The 20403-nt window shown below is 70.2% G+C and carries 22 protein-coding genes and 1 pseudogene; 15 read left to right on the plus strand and 8 right to left on the minus strand.

Annotation, left to right across the window (positions count from 1 at the left end; all coding sequences use genetic code 11):
- Positions 1-285: 285 nt before the first annotated feature.
- The 8 genes from sfnG to ASF60_RS24880 all read left to right on the plus strand — a co-directional run bounded on the left by sfnG (position 286) and on the right by ASF60_RS24880 (position 8049).
- Positions 286-1401, plus strand: a complete 1116-nt coding sequence (sfnG, locus tag ASF60_RS22755; RefSeq protein ID WP_056190705.1) for a dimethylsulfone monooxygenase SfnG — start codon at positions 286-288, stop codon at positions 1399-1401.
- 43 nt (positions 1402-1444) lie between these two features.
- Positions 1445-2722 (plus strand): SfnB family sulfur acquisition oxidoreductase, encoded by a 1278-nt coding sequence (locus tag ASF60_RS22760; RefSeq protein ID WP_056190527.1) that lies wholly within the window; start codon positions 1445-1447, stop codon positions 2720-2722.
- A gap of 166 nt (positions 2723-2888) precedes the next feature.
- Positions 2889-4154: an acyl-CoA dehydrogenase family protein gene (locus ASF60_RS22765; protein WP_082508161.1), complete on the plus strand. Its 1266-nt coding sequence runs from the start codon at positions 2889-2891 to the stop codon at positions 4152-4154.
- 96 nt (positions 4155-4250) lie between these two features.
- Entirely contained in the window at positions 4251-4877 is a 627-nt protein-coding gene (locus tag ASF60_RS22770; protein ID WP_056190708.1) for a class I SAM-dependent DNA methyltransferase, read from the plus strand.
- On the plus strand, positions 4874-5638 hold the full coding sequence (locus ASF60_RS22775; RefSeq protein WP_056190529.1) for a cytochrome b/b6 domain-containing protein: 765 nt from the start codon (positions 4874-4876) through the stop codon (positions 5636-5638). Before ASF60_RS22770 ends, ASF60_RS22775 begins: the two co-directional genes overlap by 4 nt.
- Positions 5631-6371 carry a molybdopterin-dependent oxidoreductase gene (locus tag ASF60_RS22780; RefSeq protein ID WP_056190530.1) on the plus strand — a complete coding sequence of 247 codons (741 nt, stop codon included), beginning with the start codon at positions 5631-5633 and terminating at the stop codon, positions 6369-6371. The genes ASF60_RS22775 and ASF60_RS22780 overlap by 8 nt, the downstream gene beginning before the upstream one ends.
- Before the next feature lie 219 nt (positions 6372-6590).
- Positions 6591-7781: an HPP family protein gene (locus ASF60_RS22785; protein WP_443136793.1), complete on the plus strand. Its 1191-nt coding sequence runs from the start codon at positions 6591-6593 to the stop codon at positions 7779-7781.
- Positions 7782-7890: 109 nt separating this feature from the next.
- Positions 7891-8049, plus strand: a complete 159-nt coding sequence (locus ASF60_RS24880) for a hypothetical protein (RefSeq protein ID WP_156375972.1) — start codon at positions 7891-7893, stop codon at positions 8047-8049.
- Between the two features lie 24 nt (positions 8050-8073).
- Here the strand turns inward: ASF60_RS24880 and ureG are convergent, their stop codons facing one another.
- From ureG to ASF60_RS22815, 6 genes are read right to left on the minus strand one after another with little or no spacing between them, the layout of a single operon-like run.
- Complete coding sequence (ureG, locus tag ASF60_RS22790; RefSeq protein ID WP_056190534.1) at positions 8074-8691, minus strand: urease accessory protein UreG; 618 nt, start codon at positions 8689-8691, stop codon at positions 8074-8076.
- Positions 8692-8714: 23 nt separating this feature from the next.
- Positions 8715-9389, minus strand: a complete 675-nt coding sequence (locus tag ASF60_RS22795; protein ID WP_056190536.1) for an urease accessory protein UreF — start codon at positions 9387-9389, stop codon at positions 8715-8717.
- Positions 9382-9921, minus strand: a complete 540-nt coding sequence (locus tag ASF60_RS22800; protein WP_056190538.1) for an urease accessory protein UreE — start codon at positions 9919-9921, stop codon at positions 9382-9384. Before ASF60_RS22800 ends, ASF60_RS22795 begins: the two co-directional genes overlap by 8 nt.
- Positions 9922-9970: 49 nt before the next feature.
- Positions 9971-10498 carry a DUF29 domain-containing protein gene (locus ASF60_RS22805; protein WP_056190540.1) on the minus strand — a complete coding sequence of 176 codons (528 nt, stop codon included), beginning with the start codon at positions 10496-10498 and terminating at the stop codon, positions 9971-9973.
- 33 nt (positions 10499-10531) lie between these two features.
- Positions 10532-12259, minus strand: a complete 1728-nt coding sequence (gene ureC, locus ASF60_RS22810) for an urease subunit alpha (protein ID WP_056190542.1) — start codon at positions 12257-12259, stop codon at positions 10532-10534.
- A gap of 4 nt (positions 12260-12263) precedes the next feature.
- A complete protein-coding gene (locus tag ASF60_RS22815) occupies positions 12264-12884 on the minus strand; it encodes an urease subunit gamma (protein WP_056190544.1) in 621 nt (206 codons plus the stop codon).
- 218 nt (positions 12885-13102) lie between these two features.
- Here ASF60_RS22815 and puuE point away from each other — a divergent pair.
- From puuE to ASF60_RS22850, 7 genes and pseudogenes are all read left to right on the plus strand, one after another.
- Positions 13103-13993 (plus strand): annotated as a pseudogene (puuE, locus tag ASF60_RS22820) (allantoinase PuuE); the annotation flags it as partial.
- A gap of 90 nt (positions 13994-14083) precedes the next feature.
- Positions 14084-14749: an HTH-type transcriptional regulator RutR gene (gene rutR, locus ASF60_RS22825; RefSeq protein WP_156634376.1), complete on the plus strand. Its 666-nt coding sequence runs from the start codon at positions 14084-14086 to the stop codon at positions 14747-14749.
- Positions 14750-15002: 253 nt separating this feature from the next.
- Positions 15003-16103 (plus strand): pyrimidine utilization protein A, encoded by a 1101-nt coding sequence (gene rutA, locus ASF60_RS22830; protein ID WP_056190549.1) that lies wholly within the window; start codon positions 15003-15005, stop codon positions 16101-16103.
- Positions 16103-16855, plus strand: a complete 753-nt coding sequence (rutB, locus tag ASF60_RS22835; protein ID WP_056190551.1) for a pyrimidine utilization protein B — start codon at positions 16103-16105, stop codon at positions 16853-16855. Before rutA ends, rutB begins: the two co-directional genes overlap by 1 nt.
- Positions 16856-16927: 72 nt before the next feature.
- Positions 16928-17317 (plus strand): pyrimidine utilization protein C, encoded by a 390-nt coding sequence (rutC, locus tag ASF60_RS22840; protein ID WP_056190553.1) that lies wholly within the window; start codon positions 16928-16930, stop codon positions 17315-17317.
- A gap of 87 nt (positions 17318-17404) precedes the next feature.
- The gene (gene rutD, locus ASF60_RS22845) at positions 17405-18178 is read left to right on the plus strand and encodes a pyrimidine utilization protein D (protein WP_056190555.1); all 774 of its coding nucleotides are present in this window, start codon (positions 17405-17407) and stop codon (positions 18176-18178) included.
- Between the two features lie 5 nt (positions 18179-18183).
- Entirely contained in the window at positions 18184-18759 is a 576-nt protein-coding gene (locus tag ASF60_RS22850; RefSeq protein ID WP_056190557.1) for a flavin reductase, read from the plus strand.
- Between the two features lie 139 nt (positions 18760-18898).
- On the opposite strand, the gene ASF60_RS22855 is transcribed toward ASF60_RS22850, so the two are convergent.
- Positions 18899-19162 carry a hypothetical protein gene (locus tag ASF60_RS22855; protein ID WP_056190559.1) on the minus strand — a complete coding sequence of 88 codons (264 nt, stop codon included), beginning with the start codon at positions 19160-19162 and terminating at the stop codon, positions 18899-18901.
- A 393-nt stretch (positions 19163-19555) separates the two neighbouring features.
- Complete coding sequence (gene pucL, locus ASF60_RS22860) at positions 19556-20398, minus strand: factor-independent urate hydroxylase (protein WP_056190710.1); 843 nt, start codon at positions 20396-20398, stop codon at positions 19556-19558.
- Positions 20399-20403 lie beyond the last annotated feature (5 nt).

The following is a 20403-nucleotide window of genomic DNA, read 5'->3' on the forward strand; positions in this document are numbered from 1 at the left end:
GTCCCCGAACAGCCCCACGACACAAACCTTCGGCGCCGGTCGCGTTCGGGGGAACGGGTTTTCGCCGGAGGCCTGAAAAAAGCCGTTTGCTTCCTTTGACGCGGACACGCGTCCGGGCAATTCTAGACGAGGAACAGCAAGCACCAACAAAGACCAAGTCCAGGCCTCGGCGTCACGGAGACGTGAGGCAATCATGTCGACGCCTCGTCTTTTGTATTCAATTCGAAAACCCAACCTGCCGGGCCGCCGACCTTGCGCGCCCGCTGAAAACGCATGGATCCGAACATGAGCTTCCAACCGCCGCACCACGACGACAGCGATCCGATCCGCTTCGCCTACTGGGTGCCCAACGTCTCGGGCGGCCTCGTCATCAGCAAGATTCCCCAGCGCACGAGCTGGGACGGCCCCTACAACCGCCGCCTCGCGCAGATCGCCGAGGCCGCCGGGTTCGACTACGCCCTGACGCAGATCCGCTTCACCGCCGGATACGGCGCCGAGTATCAGCATGAATCCGTCGCCTTCAGCCACGCGCTGCTGGCCGCCACCAGCACGCTGAAGGTCATAGCCGCGCTGCTGCCCGGCCCGTGGAACCCGACGCTGGCCGCCAAGCAGATCGCCACGATCAGCCAGCTTTCGGAAGGCCGCATCGCCGTCAACGTGGTCTCGGGCTGGTTCTCGGGCGAGTTCCGCGCCATCGGCGAACCGTGGCTCGACCACGACGAGCGCTACCGCCGCTCGGAGGAGTTCATCCGCTCCCTGCGGGGGATCTGGACCCAGGACAACTTCACCTTCCGGGGCGATTTCTACCGCTACAGCGACTACACCCTGCGGCCGAAGCCGGCCGACCCGCAGCCGGAGATCTTCCAGGGCGGCTCCTCGCGCGCCGCCCGCGACATGGCCGCCCGCGTCTCCGACTGGTACTTCACCAACGGCAACACGCCGGAGGGCCTGCGGGCCCAGGTCGACGACCTCCAGGCCAAGGCGAAGGCCAACGGGCATGCGGTGAAGGTGGGCGTCAACGCCTTCGTCATCGCGCGCGACACCGAGGAAGAGGCACAGGCCGTCCTGCGGGAGATCATCGACCAGGCCGATCCGGACGCCGTGAAGGCCTTCGGCCACGAGGCGAAGAACGCCGGCAAGGCCTCGCCGGAAGGGGAGGGCAACTGGGCGAAATCGAGCTTCGAGGACCTCGTCCAGTACAATGACGGCTTCAAGACCAACCTGATCGGCACGCCGGACCAGATCGCCGCGCGCATCGTGGCGCTCAAGGATGCCGGGGCCGACCTGGCGCTGCTGGCCTTCCTGCACTTCCAGGAGGACGTGGCCTATTTCGGCGAACATGTGATCCCGCGGGTGCGCGCCCTGGAGGCGGCCCGCCGCGAACGGGCGCGGGCCGCCTGACGCGCGGCCCTCCGCCGAACCGCCCCCGATCCGGAGACACGCCATGACCATCGCCGTCAGCCCGAACATCGCCGCCAGCCAGACATCACGGGAGACCCATCGCTGGCCCACCGGGGCGCCCGGTCCCGAGCGCCCCGCCGCCCCGGCCCACATCGTCCGCGACGACGCCGAGGCCCTGCGGATCGCCCACGCGCTGGCGGAGGGGTTCCGGGCCGGCGCTTCGGAGCGCGACCGCACCGGGCGCCGCCCCCTGGCCGAACTCGACGCGTTCTCGCAGAGCGGCCTGTGGTCGATCAACGTGCCGCGGGCGCAGGGCGGGCCGGGGCTGTCGTACCGGACCGTGGCCCAGGTCATCGCCATCGTGTCGGCGGCCGACCCGTCGATCGGCCAGATCGCCCAGAACCACCTCGGCATCGTGGCGGCGATCGACACGGTGTCGGACGCGGACCAGAAGGCGCTGCTGTTCGGGCTGGTGCTGGCCGGCACCCGCTTCGGCAACGCCTTCTCGGAAATGGGCACGCCGCGTGCCGCCGACTTCAAGACGCATTTCGTCGAGGACGGCGACCACGTCGTGGTCCAGGGCACCAAGTTCTACGCCACCGGCGCGCTGCTGGCCCATCTCGTGCCCATCGTGGCCCTCGATGACGCGGGCCGAGCCTGGTACGCCATCGCCGAACGCAACGCCCCGGGCCTCACCGTGATCGACGACTGGTCGAGCTTCGGCCAGCGCACCACCGCCAGCGGCACGGTGCGGATCGACGGCGTGCGGGTGCCCAAGACCCATCTGGTGCCGGCCTGGAAGGGCTACGCCGCCCCGAGCGCCGACGGGGCCATCTTCCAGATCATCCAGGCGGCCGTGGATGCGGGCATCGCCCGGGCGGCGCTCGCCGAGACCATCGAGTTCGTGCGCACCCGGTCGCGCCCCTGGGTCGACAGCGGCCTGGAGCGGGCCTCCGACGACCCCCACACCATCCGCATCGTCGGCGACCTGACCATCCGGCTGCACGCGGCCGAGGCGCTGCTCGACCGGGCGGGCCTTGCCCTCGACGCCGCCGTGGCGGCACCGCAGGCCGACACGGTGGCGGCGGCGCAGCTGGCGGTGGCGGAGGCCAAGGTGCTCACCACCGAGGTAGCTCTGAGCACGACCAACACCCTGTTCGAGCTCGCCGGCACCCGCTCGACCCTGGCCGAGCACAACCTCGACCGGCACTGGCGCAACGCCCGTACCCACACCCTCCACGACCCCGTGCGCTGGAAATACGCGATCGTCGGCAATCACGCCCTCAACGGCGTGAACCCGCCCTTCCACGCCTGGAGCTGACGCGGGGGAACCGGACGGAGCGCGGCGGCGCCCCGCCGCGCCGTCGTGCGCCTCGGCAACCCAGGTGCTTTTTGACGCGGGAGAACCGGGCTTCGACGCGGAAAAACGGAGCTTGTGTACGCAAACAGCGTCTGGAGATCGCGCGGGCGTGATCCATGTGCTGTCCATGAACTTCATCCCCCTTCATCGACATCTTCAGGACTGCTCGGCCCCCGACCCGGCGAGGATTCTGGCGGCGGCCCGGGCGGTGGCGGACCGGGCCGGCGAGCGCGCCGACGCCCTCGACCGCGCGGGCGGGTTTCCGGCCGAAGACGTGGCCCACGCATACGAGGCCGGACTGCTGGCGGCGCCGCTGCCGGTGTCCCTCGGCGGCGCCGGCCTCGACGCGCCCGAGCGGGCGCCGGTCCTCGCCGACGTCCTGGCGCGGGTCGGGCGCGGCAGCCTCGCCCTCGGCCGACTCTATGAGGGCCACGTCAACGCCCTGCTGCTGATCCTGCGCTACGCCGACCCGGCGGTGGCCGAGCGCCTCGCAGGCGACGTCCGGGCCGGGCACCTGTTCGGGGTCTGGAACACCCAGCCCCAGACCGGCGGCCTCAGCCTGGAAGACGTGCCGGGCGTGGAAGACTTGCAAGGCCCGGAAGGCTCGGAAGGCTTGGAAGCCCCGCAAGGAGCCGGGGCCGGCTGGCGGCTGCGCGGGGTCAAGTCGTTCGCCTCCGGGGCCGGATCGGTCACCCGCCCCCTCGTCACCGCGCGCCGGCCGGACGGGCGCCAGCAGATGCTGGTGGCCAACCTCGTGGCCGGGACCCGGGCCGACCTGTCCGGTTGGCAGGCCCACGGCATGCGCGCCTCCACCTCGGGCATCCTCGACTTCACCGGCCTGCCCGCCGATCCGGGCGGCTTCGTCGGCGGACCGGACGCCTACTTCGCCGAGCCGCACTTCTCCGGCGGGGCCTGGCGCTTCGCCGCGGTGCAGCTCGGCGGCATCGAGGCGGTGTTCGACGCCCTGCGGACCCATCTCCGGGCCACCGGGCGCGGCGGCGACCCGCACCAGGCCGCCCGCCTCGGGGAGGCCGCGATCGCGGTGGAAACGGCGCGCCTGTTCGTGGCCCGGGCGGCGGTGCTGGCCAGCGACCCGGCGGCGGAGCCCGAGCGGGTGATCGCCTACGTCAACCTCACCCGTCTGGCGGTGGAACGGGCCGGGCTCGACGTGCTGGAGCGGGCCCAGCGCTCGGTCGGGCTCGCGGGCTTCCTCAGCCCGCATCCCCTGGAGCGCCTGGCACGGGACCTGGCGACCTACCTGCGCCAGCCCGGGCCGGACCGGGCGCTCACCGCCGCGGCGGCCCATATCCTCGCCGAGGCGCGGCCGGCGGACCTCCTGTGGCGCGATCCCCCCGGGATGCTTGCGCCCGAGGCGCGATCGGCGGGTGTTTGAGGTGCAGCGCGGTCCGCGCATGATGGCGTCCGGACCACCGATTCCCCTCCCGTCCGCTTCAGGCTCGGGGCCGTGCGTACCATCGGCGAGGCTTTCATGACCGGCTCCATCCCGACACGCGCCACCCGGACATTGCCGGCGGATTATTTCACCGACCTCTACGCCGCCAATCCCGATCCCTGGGACTTCACCACCTCGCCCTACGAGCACGCCAAGTACGCCGCCACCCTGGCGGCGCTCGGCCGGCCGACCTACGCCGAGGCCCTGGAGATCGGCTGCTCGATCGGCGTCATGACCCGGCGCCTCGCCGATCGCTGCGGGCGCCTGCTCGCCCTCGACGTGGCCGAGAGCGCCCTCGACACCGCCCGCGCGCGCTGCGCCGACAGCCCGCAGGTCGACTTCCTGCGGGCGGCGGTGCCGGATGAATGGCCGCCCGGCCGGTTCGACCTCGTGCTGCTGTCGGAGGTGCTGTACTTCTTCACCCCCGAGGACCTGTCCCGGATCGCCCAACATCTCACCGCGTCGCTGAAGCCCGGGGGCGAGGTCGTCCTGGTGCACTGGCTCGGTGAGACGGACTTTCCCCTCAGCGCCGATGCGGCCGTGGAAACCCTGATCGGGCTGACGGCGCCCGGCCTGACGCCCCGCCACCAGAGCCGCACCGAGCGCTACCGCCTCGACGTGCTGCAGGGGCCTCCGGTTTCGGCCCCGCAGGCCCCCGCGTGAGGCGGGCGCCCCCGGCAGAGGCTCCGGACCCGTCCCTAGTCCATCGCCACGCCGCCTGGGTGCGGCTGACCCACTGGCTCAATGCCGCCGCGTTCCTGGCCCTGCTGGTCAGCGGCGTCGCGATCCTGCTCGCCCTGCCGCGCCTGTTCTGGGGCGAGACCGGGGCCAACGGGGCGCCGGCCGCCCTCGACCTGCCGCTGCCGGTCAACCTCGAACAGACGGGCTGGGGCCGCAACCTGCACTTCCTCGCCGCCTGGGTGCTGGTGCTCAACGGGATCGTCTACGGCATCGTCGCCTTCGTGGGCGGCCACTTCGCCCGAGACCTCGTCCCCGACCGGGACCAGCTCGCTCCGCGCCACCTCGCCCGCGAGATCGCCGACCATGTCCGCCTCCGGCCGGCGCGCGGCCGCGAGGCCCTGCGCTACAACGCCCTGCAGAAGTTCGCCTACCTGGCGGTGCTGTTCGGCCTGTTTCCCCTGATGGTGCTCACCGGGCTGACCATGTCGCCGGGCGTCACGGCCGCCTATCCGGAGCTGTTCACCCTGTTCGGCGGCCGGCAATCGGCGCGCACGCTGCATTTCCTCACCGCCTGCCTGCTGGTGGCGTTCCTGGTGGTGCACGTGGCCCAGGTCTTCGTCGGCGGGGCCGGCAACCTGATGCGCTCGATGATCACCGGACGCTTCCGCGTTCCCGGAGACGATTCCCGAGTTCCTTCCCGAGTTCCTTCCCGAATTCCTGCTGCGGAGCCCCCCGATGCGTGACCTCTCGCGCCGCCGCCTCCTCGCCGGTTCGGGCACGCTGCTGGGCGCCGGGCTGCTCGGCGGCTGCGAGGCGCCGGCCCTGTCGCGGCTCGCCACCCCCTACGACTGGAGCAACGGCCTGACCTTCGCGGTCCAGCGCTGGCTCCAGCGCCACCAGCCCCTGGTGCGCGAGTTCGGGCCGGAGGCGATCTCGGCGGTGTTCCCGACCATCAACACCACGGACCCGGACCATTCCGATTACCGGCGCTCCAAGGCCCTCGGATTCACGGATTGGCGGCTCCCGGTCGGCGGCCTCGTCGAGCGCCCGGGCGCGTTCTCCCTCGCCGACCTCCGGGCGATGCCGGCCCGGGCACAGATCACCCTCCACGCCTGCGAGCAGGGCTGGTCGGCCATCGCCAAGTGGACGGGCGTGCCGCTGGCCCACCTGCTCGCCACGGTGGGCCTGAAGCCGGAGGCCCGCTTCATCGTGGTGCGCAGCGTCGATGGCTGGTGGGACAGCTACGACCTGTTCGATGCCCTCCATCCGCAGACAATCCTGGCCTACGGCATGAACGACGCCCCCCTGCCGGTGGCGCACGGCGCCCCGGTCCGCCTGCGGGTGGAACGCCAGCTCGGCTACAAGAGCCTGAAATATCTCAGCGCGATCGAGGCGGTGGACCGGGTCGACGGCCTCGGCCAGGGTCGCGGCAGCATGGTCGCCGAACTCGGATTCCCCTGGTACGCGGGCATCTGAAGCCGAAGAACCTGCCTTCATGGCAGGCATAAGGCTCTGCCTTCATGGCAGGCATTCTGCCCAAGCGCGTTGCATTTTCGGAGCCGGTCTGTCAGTTTTTCGCTGGTATACCAGAGATGCCTACCCGCATCGTCGGCGATGGCCGACCCTGAAGGCGGACGGCGCGAGAATGTGGGGTGTCAGATGTCGCATGGGGTTGGCCCTGAACGCCGGACCGGAATCCCTGTCGGTGGTGTCCCTGCCGGCGTTCCTCTCGGATCATCCCTGAGCGCCCGGGTGTTCCGGCCGATCCTGGCCGGCGCGACCCTGCGCGAGCGGCTGATCGGCTGCCTCGGCGCGCTCATCGGCATCGCCCTCACGGGGCTCGTCAGCGGCTGGATCGTCGGGGAGGGGCCGCACATCCCCCTGATCGTCGCGCCCATGGGCGCGACGGCGGTGCTGCTCTTCGCCGTACCGGCCAGCCCCCTGGCCCAGCCCTGGCCGATCATCGGCGGCAATACGATCTCGGCCCTGATCGGCGTCACGGCCGCGCATTTCATCTCCAACCCGGTCCTGGCCATCGGGGTCGGCGTCTCGCTGGCCATCGCCGTGATGTCGTTCACCCGCTGCCTGCATCCGCCCGGCGGAGCCGCCGCCCTGACCGCCCTGATCGGCGGCCCCGCCATCGCCTCGTCCGGCTTCCTGTTCCCGTTCGTCCCGGTCTGCCTCAACTCCCTCATCCTGGTCGGGCTCGGCATCGCCTTCCATCGGGTCTCGGGGCGGACCTATCCGCACGTCGCACCCGCCACCCCGGTCAACCCGCACGGCACCGCCGACGCGCCCGCCCCGGTGCGGGTGGGCTTCAACGTCCGGGACGTCGACGCGGCGCTGCTGACCCTCAACGAAACCCTCGACATCGACCGCACCGACCTCGACCGTCTGCTGCGGGAGGTCGAGGCCCAGGCCCTGCAGAGGACCCACGGAACCCTGACCTGCGGGGCGGTGATGTCCCGCGACGTGATCACCCTCGGCCTGCACGAATCGCCCGAGCGAGCCCGCGACCTGCTGCTCCGGCACAACATCCGGACGCTGCCGGTGGTGTCGGAATCCGGCCAGCTCGTCGGCACGGTCGGTCTGCGCGAGCTGTCGCTGCGGAGCGAGGGGCGTTCGGGGCAAAATCCCGTGCCGGAGCTGGCGCGGGTGATGTCGGAGGCGCGGACGGCCGAGCCGGACGCGCCGGTGCTCAGCCTGGTCGAGGTCCTCACCAACGGCCATAGCCATGCGGTGGTGGTTACCGCTCCGGACGACCGCATCCTCGGAATCGTCACCCAGACCGACCTGCTCGCGGTCCTGACGCGCCTTGTCTCGGCGAAGGCGTTCGAGGCGCCGGACGCGGCGCTCCGGGGAGCGGCCCTGCAGCCGGCTTCCTGAGCCGGGTCCGGGTTCCTGAAGCGGGACCGGCCTTCCGAGCGGGGACGTCTGGCCCGCTTGTTGCACGCCTCGGCTCCCGGCGCGCCGGATGCGCCCGCAGGTCCCGCCGATGCCAGACACGCTGCACGAGACGCCCGTTCTGCTCCACCTGCTGCATGCCGCCCTGATGGTGGCCAGCATGATGCTGACTTGGCAGGTCCACCGCCTCCGCACCGCGTCGCCTGCACGAACGTCGGCCGGGACCAGGGCGCCGGTGGGCCGGTCTTAGGACGGTCCGTCCGAAGAAGGCCGCTCAGGCGTTCAGCCCGCCGGCCTCCACCACGAAGCGCGCGATGGCGTCCGCCCCGTGGCCGTCGCGCAGAGACGAGAACACGTAGGGCCGGGTGCCGCGCATCCGCTTCGTGTCCGATTCCATGATGCCGAGATCGGCGCCGACCAGGGGCGCGAGGTCGGTCTTGTTGACGATCAGAAGATCCGAGCGGGTGATGCCGGGGCCGCCCTTGCGGGGGATCTTCTCGCCGCCCGCCACGTCGATGACGTAGAGGGTCAGGTCGGCGAGTTCCGGCGAGAAGGTCGCCGCGAGGTTGTCGCCGCCCGACTCGATCAGGATCAGGTCGAGCTTCGGGAAACGCCGGCGCATCTCCGCCACCGCCGCGAGATTGATCGAGGCATCCTCGCGAATGGCCGTGTGCGGACAGCCGCCGGTCTCGACGCCCATGATCCGCTCCTCGGGCAGCGCCCCCGCCACGGTGAGGAGGCGGGCATCCTCCTTGGTGTAGATGTCATTGGTGATGGCGCAGATTTCGTAGGTGTCGCGGAAGCGCTTGCACAGCTGCTCCATCAGGGCCGTCTTGCCGGAACCGACGGGGCCGCCAATGCCGACGCGAAGCGGGCCGTTGAGAGACGTCATCGCACATTCCTCATGCGGGGGGCTCAGGACCGGAAGATCCGGGAATACTGGGTCTCGTGCCGGAACGAGCCAAGGTCGAGATTCAGGGTGGCGCTGCCGAGATCGTCGCGGGTGAGCGCCGGAATGGTGGCGGCGAGCGCCGTCACCCGCGGCGTCAGGGCGGCGACGATCCGCGTGCCGGCGCTCTGGCCGATGGGCGCGCAGCGCAGGGCCGCCGAGACCAGGTTCTGCAGGAAGGCGAGGCCGAACCCGGCCAGCACCGGCGCCAGGGCCATGCGGTGGGCGCCGGCCGCGAGCCCGACGGCGACGGGGTAGGCGACCGCGCCGGGCAGGCCCGCGGCGAGACGATCGAGGCCCGGCGTGCCCCAGGCCGCCACGGTGGCGTCGAGGAAGCTGCGGCCCTGCTGGCTCGTCTCCAGGTGCAGTTCGCGCGAGGGGGCCAGGGCCAGGGCGAGGTCGTTGACCTCGGACAGCCTCGGCGCGTCTCCGGCCGACGCCGCCGCATGGGCTTCGGCCAGGAGGATGAGGTCGTTGCGGCCCGAGCCGTGCTCGATCACGTCGGCGAGCCAATCCGTCAGCGAGGCCTCGTCGCCGACCTCGCCGCTCTCCACCGCGCCCTCGAGCCCGTGCGAATAGGCGTAGGCCCCCACCGGATAGCCCGGCGACAGCCACGCCATCAGGCGCAGGGCCTCAATCATGAGCGTGCGGATGGTCGTGCAAGTGGTCGTGCAAGTGGTCGTGCGGGTGGTCGTGCGGGTGGTGACCATGATGGTGGGCGTGGTGATGCTGACTTGCGGCCTCGCCCGCATAGGCGCCGCCCTCCGGCCGGAACGGGCGCTGGACCGGTTCGGCGCTGCCGCCCAGTCCACGCACCATCTCGGCGAGCACGTGGTCGAAGCCGATATAGACCGCGTCGGTGCCGATCTCGGCCGGGATATGCCGGTTGCCGATGTGCCAGATCAGGCGCTTGAGGGCGTGATCGTCGGCCGCCCGGATCTCCAGCAGCGGCTCCGGCGCGGCCTCGACCCAGACCAGCCGGCCATCCTGCAGCACCAGGGCGTCGCCGTCGTCGAGGACGGTCGGCTCGGGCAGGTCGAGCAGGAAGGACAGCCCGCCCGCGGCGCGCATCGCCATACGCCGGCGGTGCCGGTCGCCATGGTCGAGGACGATGCGGTCGACGATCTCGCCGGACAGGGCATCGCGGCGCTGGACGTGGGTGGCGCGGATCATGGGGCGTGGGACGATACGGTGCAGGTGGTCACGGGATCGGCAGAGTTCATCAGGTGAAGCGAGGCTCGAGAGGGCCGGGATAGAAGCTGTCTTCCAGGATCTGCGCCAGGGTGTAGGGACAGGCCTGCGGAAATGTCTGTTCCGCCAGCCCGGTCTCGCTCGCCGCGCGGACGCGCGCCAGGTGATAGGCCTTGGCCAGGACCCTCTCCGGCCAAGCCCGGAGGCTTGGGCTGACATCGAGAAGACCTTCGATCTGGAGACGCTGCTCGACCATCGAGGCGCGCCAGCCGTACTTCCGATGGTCCGGCTGGAATTCCCATTTCAGCAGGTGCTGGAGCAGCACGGCGAGGCGGTTCCGGATCTCGGATTTTTGCGATCCACCCAAGCTCTCGATTTCCTCGGCAAGATGGTACCAGTCGATGCGGTGCCGGTCGCTGGCTTGCTGGTCGCCGGCTTGCTGGCCACCGGCTTGCCGCCCCCCCGTGCGCAGAAGGGCGGCCTGATCCTGCGTCCACAGGTAGAGGTCGGTCTCGTAGAGGTCGTGCCCCTGGGATGGGCTGAGGGCCGCCTTGGACATGTGGGACTCCGCGCGCGTCGACCGCATCCTACCTCAAAACAGGAAGTAGCGCTGCGCCATCGGCAGCACCTCGGCGGGCTCGCAGACCAGGAGTTCGCCGTCGGCGCGGACGTCGTAGGTCTCGGGGTCGACCTCGATGTGCGGGGTAGCGTCGTTGAGGATCATGCTCTTCTTCGAGATGCCGCCGCGCACGTTCTCGACGGCGACGAGGCGCTTCTGCACCCCCAGCCTTTCGCCCAGGCCATCCTCGATCGCCGCCTTCGACACGAAGGTCAGGGCGGTGGCGAAGGGCACCCGGCCGTAGGCCCCGAACATCGGCCGGTAATGCACCGGCTGCGGCGTCGGGATCGAGGCGTTGGGGTCGCCCATCGGGGCGGTGGCGATGGCCCCGCCCTTGATGACGAGATCGGGTTTCACCCCGAAGAAGGCCGGATTCCACAGGACGAGATCGGCGAGCTTGCCCGGCTCCACCGAGCCGATCTGGCCCGAGACGCCGTGCGCGATGGCCGGGTTGATGGTGTACTTGGCCACGTAGCGGCGGGCGCGCAGGTTGTCGTTGCCGGAGGTGTCGCCCGGCAGGGCGCCGCGCTGGCGCTTCATCTTGTCGGCCGTCTGCCAGGTGCGGATGACGACCTCGCCGACCCGGCCCATGGCCTGGCTGTCCGAGGACATCATCGAGAGCGCGCCGATATCGTGCAGGATGTCCTCGGCCGCGATGGTCTCGCGCCGGATGCGACTCTCCGCGAAGGCGAGGTCCTCCGGGATGGCCGGGTCGAGGTGGTGGCACACCATCAGCATGTCGAGATGCTCGTCGATGGTGTTCTTCGTGTAGGGCCGCGTCGGGTTGGTCGAGGACGGCAGCACGTTGGCCAGCCCCGCCACCTTGATGATGTCCGGCGCGTGGCCGCCGCCCGCCCCCTCGGTGTGGAAGGCGTGGATGGTCCGCCCCGCGAAGGCCCGGATCGTGTCCTCGACGAAGCCGGATTCGTTGAGCGTGTCGGAGTGGATCATCACCTGCACGTCGTGGAGGTCGGCGACGGTGAGGCAGGTGTCGATGGCCTGGGGCGTGGTCCCCCAATCCTCGTGCAGCTTCAGCGCGCAGGCCCCGGCGCGGACCATCTCCACCAGGCTCTCGGGCCGCGCCGCGTTGCCCTTGCCCGCGAAGGCGAGGTTCATCGGGAAGGCATCCGCCGCCTCGATCATTCGGGCGAGGTGCCACGGCCCGGGGGTGCAGGTGGTGGCGAAGGTGCCGTGCGCCGGCCCGGTGCCACCGCCCAGCATGGTGGTGATGCCGGAGCACAGGGCCTCGTCGATCTGCTGCGGACAGATGTAGTGGATGTGGCTGTCGAACCCGCCGGCCGTGAGGATCTTGCCCTCGCCGGCGATCACCTCCGTGCCGGGGCCGACGACGATGTCGACGCCGGGCTGGATATCCGGGTTGCCGGCCTTGCCGAGCTTGGCGATCCGGCCCTTCACGATCCCGACGTCGCACTTCACCACGCCCCAATGGTCGAGGACCACCGCGTTGGTGATGACGGTGTCCACCGCCCCGTCCTGGTTGGTGACCTGGGATTGCCCCATGCCATCGCGAATCACCTTGCCGCCGCCGAACTTCACCTCCTCGCCATAGGTGGTGTGGTCGCGCTCGACCTCGATCACGAGGGACGTGTCGGCGAGCCGGATCCGGTCGCCCGTGGTCGGGCCGAACATGTCGGCATAGGCGGCCCGGGGCAGGGCGGCGCGGGGGGGCATGTTGGCCATGGTGTCAGAGCGCTCCCATCACGTCGCCGCGGAACCCGTACACGGTGCGGTTTCCGCCGAGCGGCACCAGCACGACCTCGCGGGTCACGCCGGGCTCGAAGCGCACCGCCGTGCCGGGGGCGATGTCGAGGCGCTGGCCGCGCGCCGCCTCGCGGTCGAAGGTCAGGCCGGGATTGACCTCGTAGAAGTGGTAGTGCGAGCCGACCTGGATCGGCCGGTCGCCGACATTCGAGACCGTCACCAGGGTGCGGGGCGCACCTTCGTTGAACACGATCTCGCCGGGCAGGGTGGTCACGGTGCCGGGCACCTCCGCCGAGGCCGCGCCCCGGATCGGGTGGTGCACGGTGACGAGCTTGGTCCCGTCCGGGAAGGTGGCTTCCACCTGGATGTCGTGGATCATCTCGGGCACGCCGTCCATGCATTGTTCGGCGGTGAGCACGTGTCCGCCGGCCTGCATCAGCTCCGAGACCGAGCGCCCGTCGCGGGCGCCCTCGACCACGAAGTCGCTGATCAGCGCCACCGCCTCCGGATAGTTCAGCTTCACGCCCCGGCCGAGCCGGTTGCGGGCCACCTGCGCGGCCATGGCGAGGAGGAGCTTGTCCTTTTCGCGAGGGGTCAGGAGCACGGGAGAGACCTCGGGGGTTGGGCGCGGGCCGGTCAGCCGCCGGTGAAGGCAAGGACCGTGCGCGGTGAGGGTTCGGCGCGGCAAGCTCGCCGCAGTCAGCGCGGCGCGCATGGATGCATTCCGGCGCCGCGAGTGCAAGGACCCCGAGCCGGTTGACAGCAGGCGCCTCCCCGGCCGAACAGCGGAGCCGATCCTTCTCTCCCCCGAGGGCCGGCCCCGTGACCTACCCCCGCGATCTCGTCGGCTACGGCCGCACCCCGCCGCACCCGCACTGGCCCGGCGGCGCGCGGATCGCGGTGCAGATCGTGCTCAACTACGAGGAGGGGGGCGAGAACTGCATCCTGCACGGGGATGCGGCCTCGGAGGCCTTCCTGTCGGAGCTCGTCGGCGCGCAGCCCTGGCCGGGCCAGCGTCACATGAGTATGGAATCGCTGTTCGAATACGGCGCGCGGGCCGGGTTCTGGCGGCTGTGGCGGCTGTTCCAATCGCGCAACATCCCCGTGACGGCGTTCGCCGTCGCCACCGCGCTGGCCCGCCATCCCGACATCGCCGCCGCCATGCGGGAGGCCGATTGGGAGATCGCCTGCCACGGGCTGAAATGGATCGACTACCGCGACTTCACCCGCGCCGAGGAGAAGGCGCATATGGACGAGGCGATCCGCATCCACACCGATCTCACCGGGGCGCGCCCGCGCGGCTGGTACACCGGGCGCTCCTCGCCCCACACCCTCGACCTCGGGATCGAGGCCGGGATGACCTATCTCGCCGATTCCTACGCCGACGACCTGCCGTACTGGATCACGGAGCCCAGCGGCCGGGGCCTCGTGGTGCCCTACACCCTCGACGCCAACGACATGAAATGCGCAGCGATCCAGGGCTTCAACACCGGCGACCACCTCTTCACCTACCTGCGCGACACCTTCGATGCGCTCTATGAAGAGGGCGAGCACGCGCCCAAGATGATGTCGGTGGGCCTGCATTGCCGGCTCGTCGGCCGGCCGGGGCGGATCGGCGCCCTGGTCCGCTTCCTCGACCATATCGCCGCCCACGACCGGGTCTGGGTCGCCCGCCGCATCGACATCGCCGAGCACTGGATGCGGACGCACCCGCCCGCCTGACGGCGGCGCGCCGGAATAACGCGGGACACGCCGCATCGCCCCTCTTGCCAGCCGCCGCCGCCGCGGGCTTCGATGCGCGCCATGACCGAGACCAGCCCGGACGCCGCCGTCGCCCCCCCACCCGCACGTCGGCGTCGCAAGGACGGCGAGGCGCGCCGCGTGATGATCCTCGATGCAGGGCTTGCCCTGTTTTCGAGCGTTGGGCTGCATGGCGCCAGCGTCGAGGGCATCGCCGAGCGGGCGGGCCTCTCGAAGACCAACCTGCTGTACTACTTTCCCTCGAAGGAGGAGCTTTACATCGCGGTCCTGCGCCGGGTGCTCGCGGTCTGGCTCGATCCGCTCCAGGCCTTCGACGCCGACAGCGAGCCGGCCGAGGCCTTCCGGCACTACATCCGCGCCAAGCTGACCCTGTCGCGCGATGCGCCCCAAGCCTCGCGCCTGTTCTGCCTGGAGATCGTTCAGGGAGCGCCGCTGCTGCGGCCGGAGCTGAAAGGCCCGCTGCGCGACCTCGTCGAGGCCAAGGCCACCGTCATCCGAAGCTGGAGCGCGCAGGGGCGAATCGGCCCGCACGACCCGCATCACCTGATCTTCTCGATCTGGGCGATCACCCAGCACTACGCCGACTTCGCCGTGCAGGTGGATGCCGTCAGCGGGCGCAGCCTCGACGATCCGGCCTTCTTCGAATCGGTCGTCGCCAGCACGCAGGACTTGATTCTGGCCGGGCTCGGCCTGAATCCCGCGCGGTAGCGGGCCGAATCCGCCATCCATCTGGGCAGCGACCGCTCAACCGCTAGGCAAACCGGAGAGACTTTATGCAACCACCGGAAAAGCGCCGGATGGAGTTTGACCATTTGGTCTGAATAGAGTTGGATCGTCGGTGCCGGGGGTGATGTCAGTCTCCCGTCCGGTCTCGACAGGCCCTCGTCTTGCTTTGTCCAGTCCGTGCCTGTTGCGAAGTCTTGTCCTTCAGCCGGGGCTGCCCGGTGCGAGCGAGGTTGCCATGAACGTCGGCGTCTTCATCCCGATCGGAAACAACGGCTGGCTCCTGTCGGAGAACGCGCCGCAGTACAAGCCCAGCTTCGAGCTGAACAAGCAGATCGTGCTCAAGGCCGAGGGCTACGGCTTCGACTTCGCCCTGTCGATGATCAAGCTGCGGGGCTTCGGCGGCAAGACCGAGTTCTGGGACCACAACCTCGAATCCTTCACCCTGATGGCGGGTCTGGCCGCCGTCACCAGCCGGATCAAGCTGTTCGCCACGGCCGCGACCCTGTGCATGCCCCCCGCCATCACGGCCCGCATGGCCGCCACCATCGATTCGATCTCGAACGGGCGCTTCGGCCTCAACCTCGTCACCGGCTGGCAGCGGCCGGAATACGCCCAGATGGGCCTGTGGCCCGGCGACGAATATTTCTCGCGCCGCTACGAGTATCTCTCGGAATACGCGCAGGTTCTGCGCGACCTGTGGGAGACCGGCACCTGTACCCTCAAGGGTGACTTCTTCCAGATGGACGATTGCCGTCTCAGCCCGCGCCCGCAGGCCGAGATGAAGATCATCTGCGCCGGCCAGTCGAGCGCCGGCATGGAGTTCACGGCGAAGTACGCCGACTATAATTTCTGCTTCGGCAAGGGCGTGAACACGCCCACCGCCTTCGCCCCCACGGTGGAGCGGCTGGAATCTGCCAAGGCTGCGACCGGCCGCGACGTCTCCTCCTACGTGCTGTTCATGATCATCGCCGACGAGACCGACGAGGCCGCCTGGGCCACCTGGGAGCATTACAAGGCCGGCGCCGACCAGGAGGCCATCGCCTGGCTCGGGGTGCAGGGCGCCGCCGACACCAAGTCGGGCACCGACACCAACGTGCGCCAGATGGCCGACCCGACCTCGGCGGTGAACATCAACATGGGCACGCTGGTCGGCTCCTACGCCGAGGTGGCGCGCATGCTCGACGAGGTCGCCACCGTGCCGGGCACCGAGGGCGTGCTGCTGGTGTTCGACGACTTCCTCAAGGGGCTCGACGCCTACGGCACCCGCATCCAGCCCCTGATGGCCAGCCGCGCCCATATCGCCGCGGACGCCGAGACCATGGCGAAGGTGGCGTGATGGACCAGATCGCAAGACCGGCCGGCTACACCGACGCGGCAGGTCGCCAGGGCGCCATCACCCTGGCGGCACGGCCCGAGCCCATCGCCTTCGACGCCGCGGCCACCGCGCTCATCGTCGTCGACATGCAGAACGCCTATACCAGCCCGGGCGGCTACCTCGATCTGGCGGGATTCGACGTCTCGGGCACCGGACCGGTGGTGGCGCAGATCGCCCGCGCGGTGACGACGGCCCGGGCCGCCGGCATCCGGATCGTCTGGTTCCAGAACGGCTGGGACCCCGATTACGTCGAGGCCGGCGGCCCGGGTTCACCGAACTGGCACAAGTCCAACGCCCTCAAGACCATGCGGGCGAAGCCGGCCATGAACGACCGCCTGCTCGCCAAGGGAACCTGGGACTACGCCCTGGTCGACGCCCTCAAGCCGGAGCCCGGCGACATCGTGCTGGGCAAGTCGCGCTACAGCGGCTTCTACAACACCCAGCTCGACAGCCTGCTGCGCGCGGCCGGCATCCGCACCCTGGTCCTCACCGGCATCGCCACCAACGTCTGCGTGGAATCGACCCTGCGCGACGGCTTCTTCCTCGAATATTTCGGCATCGTGCTGGCCGACGCCACCCATCAGGCAGGGCCGGCCGCCCTGCAGGCGGGGGCGCTCGCCAACATCGAGACCTTCTTCGGCTGGGTCTCGGACGTCGCCGCCTTCGAGGCGGCCCTGCGGCCGGACCTCACCCGCTCGGCGGCGGCGGAATAGGGCCGCCCGCCGCGATTCGCCTGCAAGCTCCATCGACAAAGGCGCCTTCCCCGCCCCAGGAGACCTCCGACCATGCCCAAGACCGTGATCATTCCGCCCGGCACCGGCAAGCCGCTGGCGCCCTACGTGCCCGGTACGCTGGCCGACGGCGTGCTCTACGTCTCGGGCACGCTGCCCCTCGACGCGGAGGCGAACGTCGTCCACGTGGGCGATGCCGCCGCGCAGACCCGGCATGTGCTGGAGACCATCAAGGGCGTGGTCACCGCCGCCGGCGGCACCATGGACGACATCACCTTCAACCACATCTTCCTGAAGGACTGGGCCGATTACGCCGCCATCAACACGGTCTATGCCACGTACTTTCCCGGCGAGAAGCCGGCGCGCTACTGCATCCAGTGCGGTCTGGTGAAGCCCGACGCGCTGGTGGAGATCGCCTCGGTCGCGCATGTGGGCAAGGCCTGAGCCCTCATCCTTCGCTGAAGCCTCGTCCTTCGTTCAAGCCTCATCCTGCCCGAGGCATTCCTCCTGACCCATTCTCGTGAGGCATCGATGGCGATCCATCACGCGGTCCAGGGCTCCGGCGCCCGGACGGTCCTGCTCTCCCCGGGGCTCGGCGGCTCGGCCGGCTACTTCGCGCCGCAGATGGACGCGCTGACCGCGCGCTTCCGCGTGATCACCTACGACCATCGCGGCACCGGCCGCTCGGGCGGGCCCCTGGAGCCCGGGCACGACATCGCCGCCATGGCGCGCGACGCCCTCGCCGTGATGGATGCCTGCGGGTCCGAGCGCTGCGACATCGTCGGGCACGCCCTCGGCGGGCTGATCGGCCTCGAACTCGCCCGCACCCATCCGGACCGGGTCGGCCGCCTCGTCGTGATCAACGGCTGGGCCCGGGCGGATTCCGCCACGAAGCGCTGCTTTGCCGCCCGCAAGGTGTTGCTGGCCGAGAGCCCGGAGGCCTATGTCCGGGCACAGGCCATCTTCCTCTACCCGGCGGCCTGGCTGTCCGAGCACGCGGACCGCGTGGCCGACGACGAGGCGCACGCCCTGGCGCATTTCCCCGGGCGCGACACGGTGCTGGCCCGGATCGCGGCGCTGGAAGCCTTCGACCTGACGGCGGATCTCCCAGGCATCGCGCACGAGACCCTCGTCATGGCGGCGGAGGACGACGTGCTGGTGCCCTATCTGTGCTCGGAGGCTCTGGCGCGGGGGCTGCCCAACGCGCGCCTCGACCGGGTGCCGAGCGGCGGCCACGCCCACAGCGTGACCCGCGCCGACGCCTTCAACCGGACGCTCGTGGCGTTCCTCGCATCCCAGGAGTGATCCCCATGAGCCAGACGAACCCCAGCGCGGCAGATTTCCCCGGCGCGGCAAACCTGCCCGGCGTCGAGGCCGACGCCTATCGCGGCGCGATGGCGCGCGTGGCCGGCGCCGTCCACCTCATCACGACCGACGGGGACGGGGGCCGGGCCGGCTTCACCGCCTCCGCGGTGTGCAGCGTCAGCGACGGGCCGCCGACGCTGCTGGTCTGCATCAACCGGTCGTCCTCGGCCTATGCGGCGGTGAGCGCCAACGATGTGCTGTGCGTGAACACCCTGGCGGCGGAGCAATCCGGAATCGCCACGGCCTTCGGTGGGCGCACCCCGATGGAGACGCGCTTTGCCGCCGCCACCTGGACCACCCTCGTGACCGGCGCTCCGGCCCTCCCCGGAGCCCTCTCGGCCTTCGATTGCCGCATCGTCGGCCGTCACCCGGTCGGCACCCACGACGTCCTCTATTGCGAGGTGGTGGGCCTCGCCGAGCCCGGCGACGGTCACGGCCTCGTCTACGCCGACCGGCGCTATCACACCGTGCCGCTCAGCCCCGAAGCCCCGCCCGAAGCCCCGCGCGAAGCCGCGGCCTGAACGGCCTCCGTCCTCTGGCGAAGCAGAAACTCCGGCAAAGCAGAAACTGCGGCGCATCAAAAACCGCTCCGCTTCCGGAACGACGAAGGCCGGCGCCCCGCCTGGGAACACCGGCCATCCTCAGGATCGGGACCGGGACTTACCAGCGGTCGGCGCGGGGAGCGCGGACCGAACCGGTGGTCAGATCGCCCGTGACGTTCCGCTGAACGATCGTATCGCCGTGGCTCCGGCGCAGTGCGTGCAGGTTGTGGGCGGCGGCCCGTCCCTCGAGACCACCCGGAGCCACGGCGGCCGGGATGCCGGCGGGTGCGTTGTAGCTCTGGGCGACGGCGCCCGAGGCGGACAGGCCCAGGGCGATGGCGAGGGTGGCGGAGACGGCAGTGGTGAGACGACGATGGGTCATGGCAGGAATCCTCGATCGGAACGCGTGTCGCAAAGACGCGAGGCGGTGCGTTCCAGTTCCTGCAATCTGTGCGCGTATGGCGCCGAAAACAACACACTCTGCTTGAGGATTGTGCATTAAGGATGAGCAAAGCGGCACGAACTCCAACGCTCATCTCCCGCCGATGCGCTCGAAGTCTTGAAAATTCCTCATTTGCTCCGGGCACTTGATCGAACATCACCGTTTTCTGCGGCATCGCGGTGGATCTGGCATGGTTCTGGACGCCGCGTGCGAATCCGCACCCGGACGGCTGGATTTCTCGACTTCGGCACGCGAAACGCCGGCCCGGCCTGCGGGCGAACCGAGGTCTGAAGCACGGATCGGCGTCCAACAGGAGGCTCGGCTTCGCGGCGGTCAGCCGTCGCGCGCCAGGGTGGCCTCGATCTGGCCGTGCGGCTCGTCGGTGGGCAGGAAGACCTGGCCTCCATGGGCGATGCCGAAGGGCGCCAGGTTCATCGGGATGTAGTGCTTGTTGGGCATCGCGAAGTGGATCTCGGCGATGTCCGGCCGGGCCGCCAGCACGGCCTCGCCCATGCGGTACATGCTGTCCTGCACGCCGGCGCTGTAGGTGGTGGCGAAGACCGTGATCATCGTGTCGAGGATGGCCGCGTTGGCCGCCACCGGGTCGGCCGGCGGCGCGGTCCAGGTCCAGGTCGCGTCCATGCTGGTGGCGCAGATGCGGTCATGGGTGTCGGGCAGGGTCCGGAAGGCGTCGTCGACGAAGTCGGCCCAGCCGGATTCCGTGGTCTTCATCAGGGTGTAGCCGCGCAGGCCCGATTGCAGCACCGCGCCGGACCGGTCGGCGACGAGGCGGACGAAGGGCGCGCCGTTGCCGTCGAGGGTGAAGGTGTGGGCGTGCGGCGCCCCCGCGATGGTCCGGCGCAGCCAACGGGTTTCCAGCGCCTCGATGGTGACGGTGGCGACCTGCGCGTAGCGCTCCAGGAACAGGTCGGCGACATGGCCCACGAAGGCCTCGGTCTCCGCCTCGACCTGCTGGGCGGCGGTGATGTTGACGATGTTCTTGATGCTGTCGGTGGCGATCACCTGCCGGTTGTCGCCCGACGTCCAGGCGGCGCCGAAATCGCCCTCCAGCAGCACCGTCAGGGTGAGTTCGCGCACGCTGTGACGCGCGTCCCCGCGCACCAGCCGGAGCACCCGCACGCGGCCCTTGCCGTATCGTGCCTTCGTCAGCGCCATGGTGC

Origin of the sequence: Methylobacterium sp. Leaf113 (assembly GCF_001423325.1) — a bacterium.
Classification (GTDB): Bacteria; Pseudomonadota; Alphaproteobacteria; order Rhizobiales; family Beijerinckiaceae; genus Methylobacterium.

Coding starts and splice junctions, on each gene's coding strand:
- rutB (WP_056190551.1), top strand. CDS start 16,103: ATGGACCAGATCGCAAGACCGGCCGGCTACACCGACGCGGCAGGTCGC.
- rutA (WP_056190549.1), top strand. CDS start 15,003: ATGAACGTCGGCGTCTTCATCCCGATCGGAAACAACGGCTGGCTCCTG.
- ureG (WP_056190534.1), bottom strand. CDS start 8,691: ATGACGTCTCTCAACGGCCCGCTTCGCGTCGGCATTGGCGGCCCCGTC.
- pucL (WP_056190710.1), bottom strand. CDS start 20,398: ATGGCGCTGACGAAGGCACGATACGGCAAGGGCCGCGTGCGGGTGCTC.
- sfnG (WP_056190705.1), top strand. CDS start 286: ATGAGCTTCCAACCGCCGCACCACGACGACAGCGATCCGATCCGCTTC.
- rutC (WP_056190553.1), top strand. CDS start 16,928: ATGCCCAAGACCGTGATCATTCCGCCCGGCACCGGCAAGCCGCTGGCG.
- ASF60_RS22765 (WP_082508161.1), top strand. CDS start 2,889: ATGAACTTCATCCCCCTTCATCGACATCTTCAGGACTGCTCGGCCCCC.
- ASF60_RS22795 (WP_056190536.1), bottom strand. CDS start 9,389: ATGATTGAGGCCCTGCGCCTGATGGCGTGGCTGTCGCCGGGCTATCCG.
- ASF60_RS22855 (WP_056190559.1), bottom strand. CDS start 19,162: ATGACCCATCGTCGTCTCACCACTGCCGTCTCCGCCACCCTCGCCATC.
- ASF60_RS22760 (WP_056190527.1), top strand. CDS start 1,445: ATGACCATCGCCGTCAGCCCGAACATCGCCGCCAGCCAGACATCACGG.
- ASF60_RS22770 (WP_056190708.1), top strand. CDS start 4,251: ATGACCGGCTCCATCCCGACACGCGCCACCCGGACATTGCCGGCGGAT.
- rutD (WP_056190555.1), top strand. CDS start 17,405: ATGGCGATCCATCACGCGGTCCAGGGCTCCGGCGCCCGGACGGTCCTG.
- ureC (WP_056190542.1), bottom strand. CDS start 12,259: ATGGCCAACATGCCCCCCCGCGCCGCCCTGCCCCGGGCCGCCTATGCC.
- ASF60_RS24880 (WP_156375972.1), top strand. CDS start 7,891: ATGCCAGACACGCTGCACGAGACGCCCGTTCTGCTCCACCTGCTGCAT.
- ASF60_RS22805 (WP_056190540.1), bottom strand. CDS start 10,498: ATGTCCAAGGCGGCCCTCAGCCCATCCCAGGGGCACGACCTCTACGAG.
- rutR (WP_156634376.1), top strand. CDS start 14,084: ATGACCGAGACCAGCCCGGACGCCGCCGTCGCCCCCCCACCCGCACGT.
- ASF60_RS22850 (WP_056190557.1), top strand. CDS start 18,184: ATGAGCCAGACGAACCCCAGCGCGGCAGATTTCCCCGGCGCGGCAAAC.
- ASF60_RS22780 (WP_056190530.1), top strand. CDS start 5,631: ATGCGTGACCTCTCGCGCCGCCGCCTCCTCGCCGGTTCGGGCACGCTG.
- ASF60_RS22800 (WP_056190538.1), bottom strand. CDS start 9,921: ATGATCCGCGCCACCCACGTCCAGCGCCGCGATGCCCTGTCCGGCGAG.